Source organism: Haladaptatus sp. DYSN1 (assembly GCF_029489995.1).
GTDB lineage: Archaea > Halobacteriota > Halobacteria > Halobacteriales > Halococcaceae > QDMS2.
In genome coordinates this window covers 2752687-2766938 of record NZ_CP120470.1, presented here as the reverse complement: position 1 = coordinate 2766938, position 14252 = coordinate 2752687, and the positions used below count along the sequence as shown (strand labels likewise).

20 protein-coding genes and 1 tRNA gene are annotated in these 14252 nt (G+C 61.6%); 6 read left to right on the top strand and 15 right to left on the bottom strand.

Annotation, left to right across the window (positions count from 1 at the left end):
• Nucleotides 1-36 precede the first annotated feature (36 nt).
• From cofC to P0648_RS15085, 4 genes are all read right to left on the bottom strand, one after another.
• Nucleotides 37-639, bottom strand: a complete 603-nt coding sequence (gene cofC, locus P0648_RS15100) for a 2-phospho-L-lactate guanylyltransferase (RefSeq protein ID WP_277504553.1) — start codon at nt 637-639, stop codon at nt 37-39.
• A 32-nt stretch (nt 640-671) separates the two neighbouring features.
• Entirely contained in the window at nt 672-1442 is a 771-nt protein-coding gene (locus tag P0648_RS15095; protein ID WP_277504552.1) for a hypothetical protein, read from the bottom strand.
• Nucleotides 1420-2595, bottom strand: a complete 1176-nt coding sequence (locus P0648_RS15090) for a tubulin/FtsZ family protein (protein WP_276246436.1) — start codon at nt 2593-2595, stop codon at nt 1420-1422. The genes P0648_RS15095 and P0648_RS15090 overlap by 23 nt, the downstream gene beginning before the upstream one ends.
• Before the next feature lie 168 nt (nt 2596-2763).
• Nucleotides 2764-3651 carry a complex I NDUFA9 subunit family protein gene (locus tag P0648_RS15085; RefSeq protein ID WP_277504551.1) on the bottom strand — a complete coding sequence of 296 codons (888 nt, stop codon included), beginning with the start codon at nt 3649-3651 and terminating at the stop codon, nt 2764-2766.
• A 99-nt stretch (nt 3652-3750) separates the two neighbouring features.
• Between P0648_RS15085 and tmk the strand changes: the two genes are divergently transcribed.
• Nucleotides 3751-4332: a dTMP kinase gene (gene tmk / locus P0648_RS15080; RefSeq protein WP_276246438.1), complete on the top strand. Its 582-nt coding sequence runs from the start codon at nt 3751-3753 to the stop codon at nt 4330-4332.
• On the opposite strand, the gene P0648_RS15075 is transcribed toward tmk, so the two are convergent.
• Nucleotides 4329-4649, bottom strand: coding sequence for a hypothetical protein (locus tag P0648_RS15075; protein WP_276246439.1), 321 nt, complete (start codon nt 4647-4649; stop codon nt 4329-4331). The genes tmk and P0648_RS15075 overlap by 4 nt on opposite strands.
• A 71-nt stretch (nt 4650-4720) precedes the next feature.
• On the opposite strand from P0648_RS15075, the gene P0648_RS15070 reads away from it, so the two are divergent.
• Nucleotides 4721-5761: a thiamine pyrophosphate-dependent dehydrogenase E1 component subunit alpha gene (locus tag P0648_RS15070; RefSeq protein ID WP_277504549.1), complete on the top strand. Its 1041-nt coding sequence runs from the start codon at nt 4721-4723 to the stop codon at nt 5759-5761.
• Here P0648_RS15070 and P0648_RS15065 read toward each other — a convergent pair whose 3' ends face one another.
• Nucleotides 5762-5992 (bottom strand): Lrp/AsnC family transcriptional regulator, encoded by a 231-nt coding sequence (locus tag P0648_RS15065; RefSeq protein ID WP_276246441.1) that lies wholly within the window; start codon nt 5990-5992, stop codon nt 5762-5764. It abuts the gene before it with no gap.
• Nucleotides 5993-6091: 99 nt separating this feature from the next.
• Between P0648_RS15065 and P0648_RS15060 the strand changes: the two genes are divergently transcribed.
• Both P0648_RS15060 and P0648_RS15055 read left to right on the top strand, forming a co-directional pair.
• Nucleotides 6092-6775, top strand: coding sequence for a TrkA family potassium uptake protein (locus tag P0648_RS15060; RefSeq protein WP_276246442.1), 684 nt, complete (start codon nt 6092-6094; stop codon nt 6773-6775).
• A 1-nt stretch (nt 6776) separates the two neighbouring features.
• Entirely contained in the window at nt 6777-7007 is a 231-nt protein-coding gene (locus P0648_RS15055) for an Lrp/AsnC family transcriptional regulator (RefSeq protein ID WP_276246443.1), read from the top strand.
• 18 nt (nt 7008-7025) lie between these two features.
• Here P0648_RS15055 and P0648_RS15050 read toward each other — a convergent pair whose 3' ends face one another.
• From P0648_RS15050 to P0648_RS15025, 6 genes are all read right to left on the bottom strand, one after another.
• Nucleotides 7026-7526, bottom strand: a complete 501-nt coding sequence (locus P0648_RS15050; protein WP_276246444.1) for a DUF5813 family protein — start codon at nt 7524-7526, stop codon at nt 7026-7028.
• Nucleotides 7527-7589: 63 nt separating this feature from the next.
• Nucleotides 7590-7934: a HalOD1 output domain-containing protein gene (locus P0648_RS15045; protein WP_276246445.1), complete on the bottom strand. Its 345-nt coding sequence runs from the start codon at nt 7932-7934 to the stop codon at nt 7590-7592.
• Between the two features lie 934 nt (nt 7935-8868).
• Nucleotides 8869-8953: transfer RNA gene (locus tag P0648_RS15040), tRNA-Leu, on the bottom strand.
• A 53-nt stretch (nt 8954-9006) separates the two neighbouring features.
• Nucleotides 9007-9345 (bottom strand): ferredoxin, encoded by a 339-nt coding sequence (locus P0648_RS15035; RefSeq protein ID WP_276246446.1) that lies wholly within the window; start codon nt 9343-9345, stop codon nt 9007-9009.
• A 31-nt stretch (nt 9346-9376) separates the two neighbouring features.
• Nucleotides 9377-9892 carry a peptidylprolyl isomerase gene (locus P0648_RS15030; RefSeq protein ID WP_276246447.1) on the bottom strand — a complete coding sequence of 172 codons (516 nt, stop codon included), beginning with the start codon at nt 9890-9892 and terminating at the stop codon, nt 9377-9379.
• A 40-nt stretch (nt 9893-9932) separates the two neighbouring features.
• The gene (locus tag P0648_RS15025) at nt 9933-10997 is read right to left on the bottom strand and encodes an anthranilate phosphoribosyltransferase (RefSeq protein ID WP_276246448.1); all 1065 of its coding nucleotides are present in this window, start codon (nt 10995-10997) and stop codon (nt 9933-9935) included.
• Between the two features lie 84 nt (nt 10998-11081).
• Between P0648_RS15025 and P0648_RS15020 the strand changes: the two genes are divergently transcribed.
• Nucleotides 11082-11591: a GNAT family N-acetyltransferase gene (locus P0648_RS15020; protein ID WP_277504546.1), complete on the top strand. Its 510-nt coding sequence runs from the start codon at nt 11082-11084 to the stop codon at nt 11589-11591.
• On the opposite strand, the gene P0648_RS15015 is transcribed toward P0648_RS15020, so the two are convergent.
• Complete coding sequence (locus P0648_RS15015; RefSeq protein ID WP_277504544.1) at nt 11588-12466, bottom strand: SDR family oxidoreductase; 879 nt, start codon at nt 12464-12466, stop codon at nt 11588-11590. The genes P0648_RS15020 and P0648_RS15015 overlap by 4 nt on opposite strands.
• A 79-nt stretch (nt 12467-12545) precedes the next feature.
• On the opposite strand from P0648_RS15015, the gene P0648_RS15010 reads away from it, so the two are divergent.
• Nucleotides 12546-13583: an Lrp/AsnC family transcriptional regulator gene (locus tag P0648_RS15010; RefSeq protein ID WP_276246451.1), complete on the top strand. Its 1038-nt coding sequence runs from the start codon at nt 12546-12548 to the stop codon at nt 13581-13583.
• Between the two features lie 129 nt (nt 13584-13712).
• Here P0648_RS15010 and P0648_RS15005 read toward each other — a convergent pair whose 3' ends face one another.
• On the bottom strand, nt 13713-13970 hold the full coding sequence (locus P0648_RS15005; RefSeq protein ID WP_276246452.1) for a hypothetical protein: 258 nt from the start codon (nt 13968-13970) through the stop codon (nt 13713-13715).
• A gap of 41 nt (nt 13971-14011) precedes the next feature.
• Nucleotides 14012-14233, bottom strand: coding sequence for a hypothetical protein (locus P0648_RS15000; RefSeq protein ID WP_277504542.1), 222 nt, complete (start codon nt 14231-14233; stop codon nt 14012-14014).
• Nucleotides 14234-14252 lie beyond the last annotated feature (19 nt).

The following is a 14252-nucleotide window of genomic DNA, read 5'->3' as shown; positions in this document are numbered from 1 at the left end:
CTGTCTTCGACTCGCCCGTGGAACACAAAAAGGCTGTCACTCCCGGCAGACGCCGACGCGCCCCTGCCCCGTGTCGAGGCGAATGCCCGCGTCCACGAGCCACTCGCGGGCGGCCCCGTCGCCGTGTAGGAGTAGTTCCGCGAGGTCGACCCGTTCGTCCACGTCCGTGGCGAGGCGGTAGGAATCGAGCACCGCCCATTCAGCACCGATACGTCGGGCGATTTCTCGGTGGTCACGAAACGACGCGCCGTGGTAATCGACGGAAAACTCCGGGTGGCGGGAGACGAGCGCGTTGGTTCCGCCGCCGATACCGGGGGCGACGACCACCTCGCCCTCGGCGGAAAACAGCCGAGAGAGCGCCGCAGGCGTCGCCAGTGCGAGGTCGGCCATCACGACAGCAGTGTCGGGTTCAAGGTGCGCGTTCACCGCCGCAGAGAGCGGCCGGTCGTCGACGACCACCGACGCGTCAACGTCGAGCGGTGCCGTGGCGAGCACGACGGGGGTTCGGCCGGTTCGACGAATCGATGCGAGCACGTCCCCGAGCATCAGCCGGGAGAACTCGCGGCGCTCAGTAGGCGAGAAAAGAGACGCGAGGCGCGTCTTCGGGTCTGTTTCGTCGTAGGGGACGAGGACACGCATTTGCAGTGTGTCCGCGTTCCGCCTACAAGCGACTATCGGAGTTTGTCGTAGGTGTCCTGCTGGGACCGCCAGTAGAAGACCCCGCCGACCACAGCGAGCAGTGCGACGACGCCGACTGCCCCGTAGAGGAGCAACTGGGTGCGCTCCTGGGACTGCTTTGAGTCTGTGGCCGACTGCTCTGCGTCCTGTGCGAGGTCCACGGCGTTCTCGAAGTTGCCGTTGTTGTACGAGGAGATGGCGCGGTTGACCTGTTGTTGGGCATCCTCGTCACCACCGGCCTGTTCGATGGCCGATTCGGCGCTCGAAATCGCCTCGCGGGCCTGCTTGCTCTGTTCGGTGTAGTGGTGGGTTTCCCACGATTCGAGCTGCTCTGTGTTCTCGCCCTGCTGGCGCGAGAGCGTGGCGAGCGTGAACGACTCAGCAGGGTCGTAGGTGAATTCTTCGACGGTCGGAACCGTACCAGTGACCGTCACCTCGACGCGAGTCACGTCGTCTGCGGCCTTCACGTCGGCCGAGAACGACTGGCCGCCGTAGGACTCTTTCGACAGTTGGCTGTCGTCCAGTCCGTACTTCGTGACCGTCCACGAGACGTTCTCCAGTTCGGTTTCGCCGCCGAGCGTCCACTCGTTGCTGGACTCCTTGTAGAGTTCCGTGAGCGTGAACGTCGCAGACACCTCAGAACCGGCCTGCGCTTCCTGTGGAACGCCGCTCTCGGCGATGGACACGGCGGCGACGGGGGCCGCAAACAGGGAGAGTGCGAGCGATACGACGAGAAGGAGATTAAAAGAGTGGTTCGAGTTCATCAGAGTCATCTTCGACGAGGGATTTGAGATTCGCTTCAGACTGTCGGCGGATATCTTCGATGTTGTCTTGGGCTTCGATTGCGACTTGCTGGAGTTCCTTGATGCGCGGGACGTTGGTCACCCCAGACAGGAGGATGACGCTCGCGACGTAGCGAGATTCGGAGACGGGGTAGTCGCCACCACGGACTTCCATGCTGCCGGTCTGCTCCTCTAACCACTTGCGGCCGCGCTCGATGCCTTTCCGATTTAAGTGCTCCGGCGGGCCGCTCATGACGAGCAACGCGCGCTCTGCGCCCTCGATTTCACACGGGAGCGTCAAGCGGCCCAGTGCGGCCTTGCGCACGAGGCTGGTGATTCGGTTTGTCGTGTGGGCCGTGTCTACGGGTTCGTCGTTGCCGCCTTTGAATCGGGAGAGAAGGCCGCCAGAGGACTTCTTCTCGACTTCTTCTGCGGCGTAGCCCACGGTGGAGACGCCGCCGCCCGCGAGCGTGTTGATGATTTCACTGGAGTCGACGACGCTCTCTGCGACTTCGCCGCCGGCTTTCACTTCGCCCGCCCCGAAGAGGATGCCAAAGCGACGGACGATTTCTTCGTTGATTTCGCTGTACCCGCTTTCCATCGACTCGCCGGTCTTGCGCCAGGAGTCGTTGTCGAACACGAGGAGGTTGTCCACCTCGCGGACGAACGTCTGGAAGCTACGTGCGGCGTTCAGCGTGTAGATGCCACCTTCGTCCGCCCCCGGCAGGATGCCCAGTCCGTACACGGGTTCGGTGTAGATGCGTTTTAGGTGCTTTGCGAGCACGGGCGCACCGCCGCTGCCGGTTCCGCCGCCCATCCCCGAGATGATGAGGAACGCGTCCACCTCGTGGACGGGGATGTTGTCTATCGCACCCTGAATTTCGTCGATATCTTCCTCTGCGACCTCCGCGCCGAGTTCGTTGTCGGCACCGACGCCGTGCCCCTTGACGCGGGCCTGGCCGATGAGGACGCGCTGTTCCTGTGGTATGTTCTTGAGTCCGAGCAGGTCGGCTTTGGCCGTGTTCACGGCGACGGCGGCGCGGACGATGCCGCTCCCCGTACGCTGGTCGTACTCGAGGAACTTGTCCACGATCTTCCCTCCTGCCTGTCCGAACCCTATCATCGCGAGTTTCATAATTTGCCCATTCGTTGCAGAGAATACTGTGCCAACAATAATATAAAGTTTGTGATGCGGAAAGTACTTGTAACAAGAATATCATACCCGAAACTCGCTTACATCAGGCGGTTTAGGACGGTCGTAACCGCGTCAGAATTGGGCTACAACTCGCTCATCACAGTTGATTTATTGGTTCTCGCGGAGGTATGTTCCGAGTGTTGTTAAGTCAGACTTACTAACACCAAACGCGTTGATGTCATTTTCTGAGGTAGTGTTGTCGAGTTTGAGCGAACGGGCCTGGTCAGGGCCGAATGGGATGAACGGGAGCGGGGCGGTTATTGTCGCGCCGACCTTGACGAGCGAGAGCGGAACGGGGACGACGGACACCGATTTCCCCTTCGACTGGTAAATGAGGCGCGTCACGTCACCGAGCGTCAGCACTTCGGGGCCGCCGATTTCGTAGACGTGTCCGACGTGTGCGTCGTCGTCGACGGCGTCTGCGAGCATCGGGACGAAGTCCCCAATCCAGATTGGCTGGAATTTCGCGGTGTTGGCCCCGGGAAGCGCTGTCACGACCGGCGTGGTGAGCGATTTCGTAAAGGAGATGAACTCGCCACCGTCGCCGAATATGATGGAGGGGCGGAAGATAACCCAGTCCAGGCCGGAGTCACGGACGACCTGTTCTGCCTGTCCCTTCGTCCGGATGTAGGCGGTGGGTCCGTTCGGGTCTGCGCCGAGGGCACTCTGCTGGACGATTTTGGAGACGCCGTGTTCCTTGGCCGCCTTCACGACGTTTCGCGTCCCGCCGAGGTGGACTTTCTCGTGGCTGAGGCCACCTTTCGGCTTGAACAGCGGCGAGAGGGCGACGAGGTTGACCACCGCGTCCTGTCCCTCGAACGCGCCTTCGATGGAGTCGTAGGTGGTGACGTTCCCACGGACGGTGTTGACACCCTCTGGAAGGGCGGCGTCGTCGGGAGACCGAGCGAGGGCGGTGACGTCGTGGCCACGCGCTGTGAGTTCTTTACACAGGGCCGAGCCGACGAAACCGGTTCCACCAGTAACGAGAACCTTCATGCTCGTTGATAGGCGGGATGGACTCAAAAGGATGGCCCCTAACGATGTCCTTCGACGCGATTCGCGAACTCTTTTCTCGAGGGCGAGCAATTGCCGCATATGCTCATCACGCTCGAAGGTCTGGACGGGAGCGGGAAGACGACGGTCTGGGAGGCCCTCCACGACACCGTCCCGGACGCCGTCTTTACCCGCGAGCCGACCGATTCGTGGTACGGCGACGCCGTCTATCGGTCGATTCGCGACGACGATGCCGACCCGGTCGCGGAACTCTTTCTCTACACCGCAGACCACGCAGACCACCTCTCGCGGGTCGTCCGGCCGGCCCTGGACAATGGCAAAGTCGTCATCTCGGACCGCTATTCTGACTCCCGCTACGCCTATCAGGGAGCGACGCTCGACGGAGTCGTGAAACGACCCGTCGAATACATCCGGGGCATCCACCTGCCGTTTACCCGCGAACCGGACGCGACAATCTACCTCGACGTGGACCCGGAGACGGGTGCCGAGCGAAGCGGCGCGACCAACAAATTCGAGCAGGCGGCGTACCTCTCGGCCGTCCAGCAGAACTACGAGCGCCTGATGGACGTCTACCCGGAGCGATTCTATCGCATCGACGCCATGCAACCGCCAGAGGACGTCCTCGACGAGGCCGAGGCAATCGTAGCCGAACTACTCGCCTAGCGCAGCGTGTCCGGAACCTCGATTTCGTCGGGTGACGGCATCCAGAAGTAATCGAACGCGACCCCGAGGGCGAATGGGAGGGCGACGGCGATGGCCATCACCGCACCGGGACTGCCGAGGTCGATGCCGAGTCGTGCGACCCCGCTCAGAACGATGGTGAGGGCGATGAGGACGAGCGGGATGAGGACGAGTGCGTAGAGGGCGGTTCCCCACGTCGTCGAGAGGCGGACGCGGAAAAAGCGCGTCATCAGCGCGGCGACCAGCGAGTTGACGCCCACGATGACGAGCAATCCCACGAGCCCCAGGGTCGAGACCATGCCCGAACTAGGGACTCCGGAGGCTTTGGCGTATCGGAACGGCTTTTGCCGAATCGTGTCATCTGTTTACTATGAACAGAATCGTCGGCGAGCGTCCGCTTGCAGAGACGCCGTTTTCGCCCGACGAGGCGCGGGCGATGCTCGAAGACATGGTCAGAGCGCGGCGGTTCGACGAGCGGGCCATTGCCCTCCAGCGTCGCGGGTGGATGAGCGGCTATCCGCCCCACGCCGGACAAGAAGCCTCGCAGGTCGGCGCGGCCCACGCAATGGCCGCGGACGACTGGCTGTTTCCCACCTACCGGTCGAACGCGATGCAACTCGCCCGTGGGGTTCCCACGAGCGACCTCCTCCTCTTTCGCCGTGGACACGCCGAGTTCCACTCCGGACACGACATTCCCATCTTCCCGCAGACGGTTCCAATCGCCACCCAGATACCACACGCGACGGGCGTCGGTATGGCGGCCAAACTCCGAGGCGCAACTCACGCTGTCGTCTGTTGCTTTGGTGATGGGGCGACCAGCGAGGGCGACTTCCACGAGGGACTCAACTTCGCGGGCGTGTTCGGGACGCCGACCGTCTTCTTCTGTGAGAACAACAACTGGGCCATCTCGATGCGCCGCGACAAACAGACGGCCGCCCCGACCATCGCCCAGAAGGCCGTCGCCTACGGTTTCGAAGGTGTGCAGGTAGATGGGAACGACCCACTCGCCGTCTGTGAGACGGTTCGTGACGCGCTCACTGCTGCCCGAGCTGGCACGCCCGTCCTCATTGAGAGTCTGACCTACCGTCAGGGAGCACACACCACCTCCGACGACCCTTCGGTCTACCGAGACGAGGACGAGGCGCTTCCGGAGTGGCGGACGGCGGACCCACTCGACCGATTCGAGGCGTACCTCGGAGAACAGGGCGTCATCGACGACTCGTTTGTCCCGGCGGCGACAGCGCGGGCGAACGAGGAACTCACCGCGGCCGTCGAGTACGCGGCCTCGATACCAACCCCCGGGCGGGACAACGTGTTCGACTACGTGTATGCACAGCTCACGCCTCGGTTGTCACGACAAAAATCGGCGCTCCGCGAGTTCACCGAACGACACGGCGTCTCGACTGAATAGCTATTCGAGGGAGATGTACGTTTTCGTGTCAGAGACGCCTTCCATCGCACGCAACCCGGAGGAGACGGTATGCATTACCTCGTACACCTCCGGGGCGTCCACCTCTGCGATGATGTCGTAGTTTCCGGCGACGATGTGCGCTTCCGCCACGTGTTCCATGTCGAGGATCGACGCTAACAGTTGCTCTGACTTCCCCGCGGCGGTTTTCATCATGATGAACGCGTGGACCATAACCGACGTGTGATACCACGGGTCAAGGTAAAAAGGTTTGTCCGCGACTCCGCTGTGGGGTGGGTAACATTATTCAACCACCTCGGCGTATGGGTGCGTATGCGCTTCGTTATCATTGGTGCTGGTCGTGTCGGTCTCCGGACGGCGCGTGTGCTGAGAGAGGAAGGCCACGACGTCACGCTCATCGAGGAAAACGAGACGGCCGTGGAGCGCGCCCGCAACATGGGATTCGAGGTGGTCCAGGGGGACGGTTCCGTAGAGGAGAATCTGGAGGCGGCCGGCATCGCGGAGGCAGATGCGCTCGGAGCGCTTTCGGGAGACCTCAACGTAAACTTCGTCGCCTGCATGATTGGCAAGCACCACGGCTGTCGGACCATCATGCGCATCGACGAGGACTACCGCGAAGACATCTACCGCAAGTACGCAGACGAAGTGGACGAAATCGTCTACCCCGAGCGCCTCGGAGCCATCGGCGCGAAAAACGCCCTCGTCGGCGGGAACATCCGCGCCATCGCCGACATCGCCCAGAATCTACAGGTGGTCGAGTTGACGATAACGGACGCCTCGCCCATGCTTGGCTACTCGATTAGCGAACTCGAACTCCCCGCCCACGCCCGTCTCATCGCGTTCGGCAAGGAGGACGGTCGGCTTCGACTGCCGCTTCCGGACGACTCGCTCGAACTGCACGACCGACTGGTCGTGCTCACTGACTTCGACGTGCTAGAGGACGTTCGGCGCATCATCGTGGGCGACGCCGCCCCCGCAGCCCCAGGAGGAAACTAACATGGTACGAGCATACGTGATGGTCAAAGCGACCACAGGCGAAGCAGACCGACTGAAACAGGCAATCGAAGACATCGAGGGCGTCACGAGCGCTTCCATCGTCGCGGGAGACGTCGACCTCATCGCGAAGGTGGACGTAGAGACGCCGGCACAGGTAAAAGACGTCGCCGCGACCCGGATTCAGTCCATCCGTGGTGTCGAAGACACGCAAACCTACATCGCGATGGACTGACCCGGTTCCGGGGTACGGCTACAGCGGCGATCCGCCGCTCGATTGGTGGGCGCGCGAGACCATGTCGGCGACCGGCGGGAGATACGTGTACCCCGGAATCACGCCCTCCATGTACGTCCCCTCAACGTAGTCGATGAGTGCGTGGGCGATTTCGGGCGCGTTTCCGGCGTTGCCGTACTCGAAGCCGAAGGTGACGATTGCGTCGCCGCCGCTTCGGCGCACCTCGAATTCGCCGAGTTCGATGTTCTGGACGACCGCGCCGGGGGCGTCTTCGAGCCGGAGCTCGAAGGTCTCGAACCAGCCGTCCTCGACGACTTCGTGGACGTCGTCTTCTGTCACCGAAGAGAGCAGCGGCGCGTGTACGGTAACGAGATAGTGGAGGTCCCAGTCGTCGGTTTCAGACACCGTTACGTGGGCGTCGAATTCGGTGGCCGTCGAGACGAATCGCGACCCGTCTGCAGTGAAATCTGCGTGCTCGTCGAACGCCCGAACAGCGCGGTCTGGAACGTCGTCAGTCATTGGTCGATGTATGTGACAGAGCGAGAAAAGGGCGTTGCGTCTGAATGCAGGCGACACCGAACTCTACAACTGCTCGACGCGCTCTGCGTACCAGCCGTTCGGGCGAATCTGAATCTCGCCGTCGCTGTAAATCGCGACTTCGTGCCCCTCGATGGAGAGATACAGCGGTCCGGCCTTGTAGTGGTCGCGGTCGGGCCGGGATTTGAACAGTCGGTCCAGCGCATCCGGGTCGACGTATTCTGAGAAGCGGGGGATGACCTCGTGTAACTCCATCCCCGTCACTTCGGCCATCGCTTTCGTGACCGTGAACGTCAGGCCGTCCTCGTCCATGTCGTGATAGGCGTAGTATATTCCGTCCTCTAGACCGAGGGAGACGGACTCAGGGGTGGCATCGAGTGGCTTTGACATCCTCTCACCGAGACTAATAGTGACATATTCCCCCATCCCCAAAAGTGTATTCCATTCGAACACGATTTTCTGTCTCTGCTTGGCTCACCAGACTCTCTGTAAACTCTGATAGTAACTATTTGATACTATTCAACAGAATCTGTCACGTGAACCGCGCAAAAATCGACACTCCCTAAAGACATTCCGCAATACGGTGGCGCGATAATTGCAACCACCCGCAGATTCGCCCCTCACGGACTATCATGTCTAGCTGTTTTTATGACGGAAGGTAAAGAGCGGTGCGTTCGAGAATCACAAAAATCTCGATATTTTAATTTCTTTGATACTACTGGAGAAACAAAACTCATAATATATTTGTTGTCCTTGTCATGTTCGCCTGAAAGTGGCGGTGCCTGAAAACCCGTGTCGGCGTCGTCACCTGTGTCGCACACTGGTGGCTCCTCCGCCCGACGTGCCCATGCGACACGTGAATCCCACTCCTGTCGGCAGACAGGGAGGTGGCAGCAAGTGCGCCGAGGGAGGGGACTGAGCAAACGCTTCGCGTTTGCGAAGCAGAGAGAGCCGGAGGCTTTCCAGTGTTTGAACGCCACTCGCTCACTGCGTTTGCTCGTTTGTTCGAACCTCCTCAGTATGAGTTCTGCTGCTCACCGATTGGTTCACAGCAAGAAATGCGAGGGAGGGGACTGAGCGAAAGCGTTGCTTTCGCGAGGGTCGATGCGGCTTCGCCGCATCGGGATTTGAACCCCGGTCGCAACTCTTCGAGTTGCTCCCTGCTTCAAATCTCCTCCAGTACGAGTTCTGCTGTTCACCGATTGGTTCACAGCAAGAAATGCGAGGGAAGGGATTTGAACTTCAGTCACTCCCTGACGGTCGTTCCCTATTCAAATCCCTCGTCCGATTCGCACGGCTCTCATGTCCATTCGAGCCGAGAGAATGCGAGGGAGGGGATTTGAACCCCCGAACTCCTTCGAGAGCGGATCTTAAGTCCGCCGCCTTTGGCCTGGCTCAGCCACCCTCGCGCGACCACACTCACTCTTGTCGGGTACGGTGAAAAATGGGTTTCGGTCTGTGGCTACCAATCGACCGACAACGAACCGTCGCCGTTGGGGTCGGGTGCAATCTCTTTGTTCGTCCGCCGGTCGACGATGTGGATGACGCCGCGGTCCTTCTTCGCGGGACACACCTCCGCGGCCTTGATGTTGTGCTCCAAGTCCTCTTCGCCGATGAAGTAGGAGACTGGCTTTGCGAGAGCGGTGGTGATGTCCATCTCCCAATTCCGAGAGACCTCTGCGCATTTGCCCGCGCCGATGCACTTGTTGGCCTCGAAGATGATTTTGTAGGGCTTTTCCTCGACCGGCGGCGCATCGGCCTCCCCGATGGTGCTCGGGTCTATCGGTCCGTCGTCGCTCATTGTCGGGAAAACGTGCTGGGTGAATTTGCGTCTATCGGTAGACCTGTACCTGCTCTAAGACGACGTCCTCTTTTGGCTTGTCGCGTGGCCCGGTGTCTACGTTGCCGATTTCACGGACGACGTCCATGCCGTCGGTGACCTTCCCGAACACGGCGTGGCGGTTGTCGAGGTGCGGCTGTGGGGCGAGCGTGATGAAGAACTGCGACCCGTTCGTGTTCGGCCCGCGGTTCGCCATCGAGAGGACGCCCTCGTCGTCGTGTTTGAGCTCGGGGTGGAACTCGTCTTCGAACGTGTAGCCCGGACCGCCCGTCCCGTCGCCTTTCGGGTCACCGGTCTGAATCATGAAGTCCTCGATGATTCGGTGGAACAGGATGTCGTTGTAGAGCGGTTCGCTCATCTCTTCGCCCGTCTCCGGGTGGGTCCACGACTTCGAGCCTGTTGCGAGGCCGATGAAGTTCTCGACCGTCTCCGGGGCACGGTCCTGGAAGAGTTCGACTTCGATGGTCCCGTGGTTCGTCTGAATCTTGGCGGTTGGGTTGTCGCTCATGCCCCCAACCTAGCAACGGCGTCAGAAAACGATGCCGGTGTTAGAACGATTGGAGGTCGGAGAGAACGGCCGCCGCACTGCCGTCGTCGAGCACTTCGCGGGCCTGTTCGAGGCCGGCGTCGAGCGAATCGACGTCGCCACGGGTGAAGATACGGAACGCCCCGTTGAGGACGATTGCATCGGCGAACTGGTCGGTGCGCTCGCCAGAGAGCACTTCACGGGTGATGGTCGCCGAATCGGCGTCCACGTTCTCGACTTCGAGGTCCTCACTCGCGAAGTCCATGCCGTACTCGGCGGTCTGAATCTCGAAGTCCGAGAAGTCGCCCTCGTCCCAGACGGCGACCTTCGTCGAACCGGGGCGGATGTCGTCGTAGCCCTCCATCCCCTGGAACATGACGACGCGCGAGCGGTCCTGCGTCTCGCACTCCTGGAACGTGTCGATGATGCGCTTTGCGAAGGCGAGGTGGTAGAAACTGCCGAGGTGAACGTCCGCATTCGCGGGGTTCGCGAGCGTCTCGATGGTGTTCACGAAGGTGCGCACGCCCATCATGTCACGGCGCTCCCAGAGGCCGTGGATGCCGGGGTTGAAGTTCGGCTGGTAGTAGAACCCGAAGCCGGTTTCGTCGACCATGTCCGCGCTCTCCTGTGGCGAGAGGTCCGTGCGGACGCCGAGTTCGTCGAGCACGTGCTTGTAGGCGGTCGCCTTCTGGGTCGGGACGCGGTCGCCACTATGGACGACGACCGGAGTTCCGGCCGCGGCTGCGACGAGTCCTGCACCGACGCCGAGCAGTGCCGTCGAGTGTTTGCCGTCGTAGTTTGCCCCGCAGTCTACGGGGTCTACCTTCGGTTCTGCAACCTCGACCGACTCGTCTGTCATCACGTCGGTGAACGCGGCGAGTTCCTCTGGTGTGTTGCGCTTCCAGCGGTTCGCGAGCCAGAACGCGCCGAGCGTCGTGTGGTCCGGTTCCTGGGCCAGAATCCGGGAGAAGGCTTCGCGGGCCTGCTCGCGGGTCATGTCGTCTGCGGATTTGTGCCCCGAGCCGACGACCTCCGTCATGAGGCGCTTGAGCGGCCAATCGCCAAACTCCTGGGTCGATTTCGTCATGGTCGCGGGTTGGGAAGCCGCGAGCAAAAGCGTCCCGCTTGCGCCGGGGAAACGACCTTCGTGTCCGCCATCGAACTAATGGGCATGGTTGGCCTCACGCCCCTCGTTCCGGACACTCCGGAGTTCGAGACGGCCATCCGCCTTTACTGCGACATCTTCGACAACGACTACGACCTCGTCAGCGGGCGCTTCGAGCGCCACACCACCTATCCAGACTACCGGGGCTTTCTGGCACTCGACGGCGACGAGGTCGTCGGGTACGTCTACGGTTACACCTCCGCCCGGGGGCAGTTCTACCACGAATCGCTTCGCGCGGTCATGCCCGAAGAAGTCGCAAACGCGTGGCTCGCAGACTGCTTCGAGTTCGTCGAACTCGGCGTCGCCGCCCACGCGCGCAGAAACGGAATAGGTAGACTCCTCCACGACGCGCTCCTCGATGGCCTCCCCCACGAAACGAGCGTCCTGACCACGCACGTCGAAAACGACGCCGCTCGCTGCATGTACGAAGGGCTGGGCTGGCAGGTCATCCACCGCCCGTTCGTCCTCGACGGCGGGAGCGAGATGGTCGTAATGGGCAAACGGCTCCGCGATTAATCGAGCGGCAATTCGGCGCGCAATCCCAACTGCTCCACGCTCCACGTCCAGAGTCGCTTCTGGGCGTCGGTGTCGTACGTGTTCGACGCGCTCCTGACTGCCTTCTCGCCGTCGAAGTAATTCCCCGAAACGCCCGCCACCTCGGGAGACGCGGCGAGGTAGATGCTCGTCTGTGCCCCGCCACGCTCGGAGGTGGTGAGTCCCGGAACCAGTCGCATCGCGTTGAATCCAGCCCGCGCCATGAGCGAGGAGTTTCGCGTGAGCCCAGTCTGGGGAATCACGCCCGGGTGGAGCGCGTTCGCGGTGACACCTGTTCCCTTCAACTGCCGGGCCAACTCGTAGGTGAACAGCACGTTCGCGAGTTTCGACTGGCCGTAGGCCTTCATCCCCGAGAACGACCCTTCGAGCGAGAGGTCGTCGAAGTGCATCCGTGCACCGCGGTGGGCATCCGAGGAGACGACGACGATGCGACCTTGGCTTGCGACCAGCATGTCGATGAGTTCGTAGGTGAGCAACATCGGCGCGAGGTGGTTCACGGCGAGTGTCTTTTCGACGCCAGTAGCAGTGAGTGTGCGTGTCCCCTCGAACGTCCCCGCGTTGTGGACGAGTATGTTGAGGCGGTCGTACTGCTCGCGGAACTCGCGTGCCAGTCGCCGTACCTCGTCTGGCTCGGCGAAATCGGCGATGAGGAGAGTCGCGCTTCCGTCGGTTTCGGCTTCGATGGTCGCGACAACTTTCTCGCCCGCCGCTCGATTTCGGCCGGTGATGACCACGTGCGCGCCCATCTCTGCGAGGCCGCGGGCTGTTTCGCGGCCGATGCCACTGGTCGCACCAGTGACCATGATGACCTGTCCCGAGAGGTCAACGGGTACCATGGTTTGGTTTCGGGGTTGGACGTTGATAATCCCACTCCAGACCGACAAAGGGTAATTTCCCGAGTCCTATCTGCAGACAATGAGCAGGCCGGCCGACTGGCGCGCCAGCATCGAGGACGTAGACGCCCGCCTTGTAGACGAGTATCAGAGTGGCTTCCCCGTCTGTGAACGCCCCTTCCGCGTCGTGGGCGAGCAACTCGGCATCTCCGAAGAGGAGGCCCTCCAGCGAGTGCAGACCCTCCGCGAGCTGGGCGTGTTCCGACGCTTCGGCGCGGTGCTCAACCCGCCGGTCATCGGGAGTTCGACCCTCGCCGCCGTCAAGGCCCCCGAAGACCGCTTCGACGAGGTAGCCGAGGTCATCAATAGCTACCAGCAGGTGAACCACAACTACCGCCGCGACCACGAGTGGAACATGTGGTTCGTCGTGACCGCCGGCTCCTTAGAGACACGCGACCGCATCCTCGCAGAAATCGAGGAGCGCACTGGCTGTGACGTGCTGAACCTTCCGATGCTCACGGACTTCTACATCAATCTGGAGTTCCCCGTGGTGAACGAGGATCGGTTCGCGCGCGAGAGTGGGGTTGCTTCGGAAATCGAAGCTACGAACATCTCGGAGCAGGCGACGGGCACACTCTCGAAACTCGACGCTCGCCTCCTCGTCGAAATCCAGGCCGGCTTCCCGCTCACGCTGACTCCCTACGCCGACATCGCGGCGGCAATCGACGCCACCACCGCGGAGATCATCGATGCCATCACGCGCCTCACCGAGGACGGCGCAATCAAGCGAATCGGCTGTGTCGTCAATCACATCGTCACCGGATTCGACGCCAACTGCATGGTCGTCTGGGACGTGCCCGACGACGAACTGGACGCCCGTGGCCTCGAAGCGGGTGGCCTGCCCTACGTCACGCTCTGCTACCACCGTCCGCGCCGCCCGGAGCAGGGCTGGCCGTACAACCTCTTTACCATGATTCACGGACGCGACCCTGAGGCGGTGGACGAGAAAATCGACGAGTTGGCCCGTGACGTGCTGCCGTTCGACCACGAACGTCTCTACTCGACTGCGACGCTCAAACAGACGGGTGCGCAGTACGAAGAACTGGTCGGAAGCGAGTAGTCGCGGAGAATCAAGCAAAAACCACGTTGCAAGCAATTGTCCCGCCGCGACCGAAGGGAGCGGCGGCCTTTTTCGTGAACGTTTTTGCAACGAGTGGTGCGCGAAGCGCACCCGAGTTGTAAAAAGGTTCTATCGATTCGCGGTCGTGAGCAGAACCGGCCCGACGAGCAGCAACACGAGGCCGAGCAGTGCCCAGTGGAACGGGCCGTCGACCGCCGGGATGATCATGAACAGGACCCCGAACATGGTCGTCTGGAGCGCGAGGACCTTCTGCGATTTCAGCGGAAGGACGCCCAGCGTCGCCAGGATGAACAGGAAGAAGATTGCCTGTCCCAGGTCGTACTGGAGCAGGAAATTGTCAATCACCTGCATCGGTAGCGCGAACATTCTTGGTCGATACTCCCGCCGTTTAGGCCTTTAAACTTCCGTTACCCGGTTGGACTCGAGATGTCGAGCGGCCGAATCCAGACGTACCAGATGATGAGTACCATCGTCACGTACCCCGTCGCCCAGACGGCCCGGCCGATGCCCGGATAGCCGGACGTCGTGAGGAAGTAGTCGGCGAGGCCGGAGCCAAGCACGCCCACGACGAGCACGAGCGCGAGCTTTACTTTCTCGGAAGCGAGAATCGACCCCTGTGGCTGGTCCATACCGGCGGTTAGGGCTGGA

Coding starts and splice junctions, on each gene's coding strand:
- cofC (WP_277504553.1), bottom strand. CDS start 639: ATGCGTGTCCTCGTCCCCTACGACGAAACAGACCCGAAGACGCGCCTC.
- P0648_RS15095 (WP_277504552.1), bottom strand. CDS start 1,442: ATGAACTCGAACCACTCTTTTAATCTCCTTCTCGTCGTATCGCTCGCA.
- P0648_RS15090 (WP_276246436.1), bottom strand. CDS start 2,595: ATGAAACTCGCGATGATAGGGTTCGGACAGGCAGGAGGGAAGATCGTG.
- P0648_RS15085 (WP_277504551.1), bottom strand. CDS start 3,651: ATGAAGGTTCTCGTTACTGGTGGAACCGGTTTCGTCGGCTCGGCCCTG.
- tmk (WP_276246438.1), top strand. CDS start 3,751: ATGCTCATCACGCTCGAAGGTCTGGACGGGAGCGGGAAGACGACGGTC.
- P0648_RS15075 (WP_276246439.1), bottom strand. CDS start 4,649: ATGGTCTCGACCCTGGGGCTCGTGGGATTGCTCGTCATCGTGGGCGTC.
- P0648_RS15070 (WP_277504549.1), top strand. CDS start 4,721: ATGAACAGAATCGTCGGCGAGCGTCCGCTTGCAGAGACGCCGTTTTCG.
- P0648_RS15065 (WP_276246441.1), bottom strand. CDS start 5,992: ATGGTCCACGCGTTCATCATGATGAAAACCGCCGCGGGGAAGTCAGAG.
- P0648_RS15060 (WP_276246442.1), top strand. CDS start 6,092: ATGCGCTTCGTTATCATTGGTGCTGGTCGTGTCGGTCTCCGGACGGCG.
- P0648_RS15055 (WP_276246443.1), top strand. CDS start 6,777: ATGGTACGAGCATACGTGATGGTCAAAGCGACCACAGGCGAAGCAGAC.
- P0648_RS15050 (WP_276246444.1), bottom strand. CDS start 7,526: ATGACTGACGACGTTCCAGACCGCGCTGTTCGGGCGTTCGACGAGCAC.
- P0648_RS15045 (WP_276246445.1), bottom strand. CDS start 7,934: ATGTCAAAGCCACTCGATGCCACCCCTGAGTCCGTCTCCCTCGGTCTA.
- P0648_RS15035 (WP_276246446.1), bottom strand. CDS start 9,345: ATGAGCGACGACGGACCGATAGACCCGAGCACCATCGGGGAGGCCGAT.
- P0648_RS15030 (WP_276246447.1), bottom strand. CDS start 9,892: ATGAGCGACAACCCAACCGCCAAGATTCAGACGAACCACGGGACCATC.
- P0648_RS15025 (WP_276246448.1), bottom strand. CDS start 10,997: ATGACGAAATCGACCCAGGAGTTTGGCGATTGGCCGCTCAAGCGCCTC.
- P0648_RS15020 (WP_277504546.1), top strand. CDS start 11,082: ATGGTTGGCCTCACGCCCCTCGTTCCGGACACTCCGGAGTTCGAGACG.
- P0648_RS15015 (WP_277504544.1), bottom strand. CDS start 12,466: ATGGTACCCGTTGACCTCTCGGGACAGGTCATCATGGTCACTGGTGCG.
- P0648_RS15010 (WP_276246451.1), top strand. CDS start 12,546: ATGAGCAGGCCGGCCGACTGGCGCGCCAGCATCGAGGACGTAGACGCC.
- P0648_RS15005 (WP_276246452.1), bottom strand. CDS start 13,970: ATGTTCGCGCTACCGATGCAGGTGATTGACAATTTCCTGCTCCAGTAC.
- P0648_RS15000 (WP_277504542.1), bottom strand. CDS start 14,233: ATGGACCAGCCACAGGGGTCGATTCTCGCTTCCGAGAAAGTAAAGCTC.